Source organism: Haliscomenobacter sp. (genome assembly GCF_040403615.1).
Lineage (GTDB): Bacteria > Bacteroidota > Bacteroidia > Chitinophagales > Saprospiraceae > Haliscomenobacter.
In genome coordinates this window covers 18,064-20,788 of the sequence record NZ_JBBAKG010000103.1, presented here as the reverse complement: position 1 = coordinate 20,788, position 2,725 = coordinate 18,064, and the positions used below count along the sequence as shown (strand labels likewise).

Below are 2,725 nucleotides of genomic sequence, written 5' to 3'. Positions count from 1 at the left end.
TTTTCGCATTGCTATGGACATTTTTGGGTAGATCAGGTTTTTGGGGTTGTAGAGAGGCGATTGATCGCGTCTTTATCGGCCAAGTTCTTCTTGGGTTAGTAAAAACACCACAACAAAAAGGGGTGCAGCACTTTCAGCGCCACACCCCTTCCTATCTTTCGTTTTGTTCGTATGCTTTCTTAATCTGACGACAGCGCCGCTGCGCCACCTACGATTTCCAGGATTTCCTTGGTAATCGCTTCCTGACGGGCTTTGTTGTAGTTGATTTTCAATTCGCGGAGGATTTCGTTGGCGTTTTCTGAGGCTTTGTCCATGGAGGTCATCCGGGCACCATGCTCGGAAGCCTGCGTATCCAGCACATATTTCTGAAACTGTGTTTTCAGGATGCTGGGGATCAGGTAATCCAGGAGGCCTTCTTTCGTTGGCTCGAAGATGTAATCGGCACGTTTGTTGCCGGTACCTTCCACTTCCAGTTTTTCCACGGGCAACCAGCGCTCGATCTCTGCGTATTGTAGTGCTGCATTGCGGAAGCGGCCATAAGCCACTTCTACTGCATCGTATTGTTTGCTGGCGAAAGCTTCCATCAATTTGCCGGACACCTTTTCCACGTTATCAGAAGCAAGGTTTTCGAACAACATCAGGTGATCGGTAATGATCTTGCAATCTGGATAGCGTTTTTTGAAATACTCGCCGCCCCGTTTGCCAATGCAAAGGATTTCTAAATTGCCTTTGGCGCGTACGCTGGCATATTTGGCATCAATCACGGCCACTGCTGCTTTGCACACGTTGGAGTTGAAAGCGCCGCAAAGGCCCCGATTGGAGGTAACCACCACAACACAAGCGCGTTCTACCGGGCGCTCCTGGCCGTAGATGGAACTGGCATCGCCCTCCAGGTTGGAGAGGATGTTGCGCAGCATTGCGTTCAGTTTATTGGCATAAGGCCGCAATTGTTGGATGGCAGTCTGGGCCTTGCGCAACTTGGCCGCCGAAACCATTTTCATGGCCTTGGTGATCTGTTGCGTGTTGATGACCGACTTGATCCGTTCGCGTACCTCTTTTAAATTTGCACCCATGGTGGATTTTACTTGAATTGGTTGGTCAACTCAGCAGACAATTCTTTTACTCTGGCCAGGTCGTCGTTTTCCAGTTTGCCCGCCTTGAAGTTGGCCAAAATTTCTGGGTAACGCTGCTCCATGGTCAGCAAGAAGATTTCTTCAAATTCGCGAACCTTATCAGCTGGAACATCTTTCAACAACCCATTGGTGCCCAGGTAGATGATGGCTACTTGCTTCTCAACGGATACTGGAGAGTACTGTGGTTGCTTGAGGATTTCCACGTTGCGCTTGCCTTTTTCAAGGATGGCCAAGGTAGCAGGATCCAAATCGGAACCAAACTTGGCGAAAGCTTCCAATTCGCGGTATTGTGCCTGGTCGAGTTTCAAAGTACCCGAAACCTTCTTCATCGACTTGATCTGGGCATTGCCCCCTACCCGGCTCACGGAGATACCTACGTTAATGGCTGGGCGGATACCTGCGTTGAACAAGTTGGTTTCGAGGAAGATCTGACCATCCGTAATCGAGATTACGTTGGTAGGAATGTATGCAGATACGTCGGCAGCTTGGGTCTCGATGATTGGCAGGGCGGTCAAAGAACCACCACCTTTTACGATCGACTCGCCGTTGGCGTCTTTTGCGTTCTTGAGTGAGTCCGGCAGGTCGTTCATGTTGCGGGCAATCTCATCGTTGTTGATGATTTTGGCGGCACGCTCCAACAAACGGCTGTGCAGGTAGAATACGTCACCAGGATAAGCCTCACGACCTGGAGGGCGACGCAACAACAATGATACCTCGCGGTAGGCTACGGCCTGCTTGGAAAGGTCATCGTAAATGATCAACGCTGGACGACCTGTATCGCGGAAAAACTCGCCAATACAAGCTCCTGCAAATGGTGCGTAAAACTGCAATGGTGCAGGGTCAGAAGCAGATGCGGCAACGATTACGGTATAAGCCATGGCACCAGCGTCTTCCAGGGTTTTTGCCACGTTGGCAACGGTGGAAGCTTTTTGGCCGGAGGCAACATAAATACAGAATACAGGTTCACCCCGGTCGTAAAATTCGCGCTGGTTGATGATGGTGTCCAGTGCGATGGCGGTTTTACCCGTTTGGCGGTCACCGATGATCAATTCGCGTTGGCCACGACCAATTGGAATCATGGCGTCGATGGCCTTGATACCCGTTTGGAGGGGTTCGGTTACGGGCTGACGGAAGATTACCCCTGGTGCTTTGCGCTCCAATGGCATCTCGTACTTGGCACCTGCAATCGGGCCGCGACCGTCGATGGGGTGTCCCAGTGGGTTCACTACGCGACCCAGGAAACCTTCGCCTACTTCAATCGAAGCGATGCGGCTGGTGCGTTTTACGCGGGAACCTTCCTTGATTCCATCGCCTTGACCCATCAATACAACCCCTACGTTGTCTTCTTCCAGGTTCAGTACGATGGCTTGTACGCCTGATTCGAACTCTACCAATTCACCGGCCTGAGCACTATTCAGACCATAAACACGAGCGATACCGTCGCCTACTTGCAATACGGTACCAAACTCCTCCAATTCGGAAGCAGATCCAAATCCAGAGATCTGCTGCTTGAGTATCTGAGAAATTTCTTCTGGTCTAACGTCAACCATTGTTTATCGAATTTGCACCTAACCGGTGAGTTATTTAAATGA

At 50.6% G+C, this 2,725-nt stretch carries 3 protein-coding genes; 1 reads left to right on the top strand and 2 read right to left on the bottom strand.

Translation table 11 applies throughout. The features are described from left to right. Positions 1 to 188 (top strand): hypothetical protein (locus ABW391_RS23815; protein ID WP_353484403.1); only part of this gene is annotated, 188 nt, incomplete at its 5' end. Here the strand turns inward: ABW391_RS23815 and atpG are convergent. Together atpG and atpA are read right to left on the bottom strand one after the other, a co-directional pair. Then, positions 180 to 1,073 carry an ATP synthase F1 subunit gamma gene (gene atpG / locus ABW391_RS23810; RefSeq protein ID WP_353484402.1) on the bottom strand — a complete coding sequence of 298 codons (894 nt, stop codon included), beginning with the start codon at positions 1,071 to 1,073 and terminating at the stop codon, positions 180 to 182. The genes ABW391_RS23815 and atpG overlap by 9 nt on opposite strands. Before the next feature lie 8 nt (positions 1,074 to 1,081). After that, on the bottom strand, positions 1,082 to 2,683 hold the full coding sequence (gene atpA, locus ABW391_RS23805) for a F0F1 ATP synthase subunit alpha (protein WP_353484401.1): 1,602 nt from the start codon (positions 2,681 to 2,683) through the stop codon (positions 1,082 to 1,084). Positions 2,684 to 2,725: the final 42 nt, after the last annotated feature.